The following is a 1,266-nucleotide window of genomic DNA, read 5'->3' on the forward strand; positions in this document are numbered from 1 at the left end:
TTTTTCATTGGGGGAAGGGGGATCCCCCTTCCCCCAATGAAAAATGCGCATGCTGCAATGGCTATGCTTATTTTTTCAAAAGTGCTTTTTGTTGTTGCTTTGATTCTGCGTATTCCATTAAATGAGCTCCCAAGAGACGGAAGGCTGATTGGTTATTTGGAAAGATTCGAATCACTCTTTCTCGTCTTCTCATCTCTTCATTTAATCGTTCTAAATGATTCGTACTATGGATAAAAGGGTGATACTTGGTAGGCTCATTTAAATACTGGATCGAGTCTTCAAACCCTTCATCCAATCTCTCTCTAACCTTGTCTAATTTAGTGTTGTTTTCGTATTTGGACAGGAATGCTTCCTTGAATTTACGGGCATCTTCCACTGTCACTGCTTCAAAAATACGTCGGATATCTACTACCATTTCTTTCATGCCTTTTTTGGGCATTTTATCTACTAAATTACGTTTGAAGTGGACGGTACATCTTTGCCAAGCAGTACCTATAAACGTCTTTTGGATCGCCTTTTTGAGTCCTTCATGTGCATCGGAAATGACGAGTTTTGGGGATTGTAATCCTCGATCTATCATCGACTTCAGAAAACTTGCCCATGCCTCAAAGCTTTCTTGATGATCTACTTTTAATCCTAATACTTCTCTTTTATTTTCTTCATTAATGGCGGTCGCAATATAGACAGCTTTTGATACCACTTTGTGATGTTCACGTACTTTAATATACATCGCATCCACAAAGACATAAGGACAATATATGGTGTTTAATGGTCGTTCAGCCCATTCTCTTACGATAGGATCTAATTTTGCGGTTAACGAAGATACAAATGATTTCGATACTTCTTCTCCACATAGTTCCTGTACAATATTCTTTACTTTCCTAGTTGACACACCATTTACCACCATCTCTAACATACCTAGGGTAAAGGCTTGATCCACTCTTTTATATTTCTCAAAAACACTTGGTGAAAACTCACCACTTCTTGTACGGGGCACGCGTAGTTTCATCTTTCCAATACTCATCATATAGTCGCGATCGTAGTAGCCATTACGATAATCTTGGCGGATTTCGGATCGCTCATATGCACCTGCTTGTAAGTACTCATCACGCTCCTTTTCCATATACTCATTCAGTATCAGCACAATAGTGGACTTTACTACCGCATCAATGTTGGAATTCATCACAGAATCTTTTAATTTCTCCATATTTAGGCTAAACTGTAATTGGGTCATGATCAATTCTCTCCTTTACAATATTTTTGTGG

At 38.5% G+C, this 1,266-nt stretch carries 1 protein-coding gene; it reads right to left on the reverse strand.

The window, feature by feature from the left end; genetic code table 11:
• Nucleotides 1-67: 67 nt before the first annotated feature.
• A complete protein-coding gene (locus GHD00_RS20825) occupies nucleotides 68-1,234 on the reverse strand; it encodes an IS256 family transposase (protein ID WP_163540087.1) in 1,167 nt (388 codons plus the stop codon).
• Between the last annotated feature and the right edge of the window lie 32 nt (nucleotides 1,235-1,266).

The organism is Gracilibacillus sp. YIM 98692 (assembly GCF_010993965.1).
Classification (GTDB): Bacteria; Bacillota; Bacilli; order Bacillales; family Amphibacillaceae; genus Gracilibacillus.

Excerpts from the sequence above, each read along its gene's own strand:
- GHD00_RS20825 (WP_163540087.1), bottom strand. The coding sequence starts at position 1,234 with ATGACCCAATTACAGTTTAGCCTAAATATGGAGAAATTAAAAGATTCT.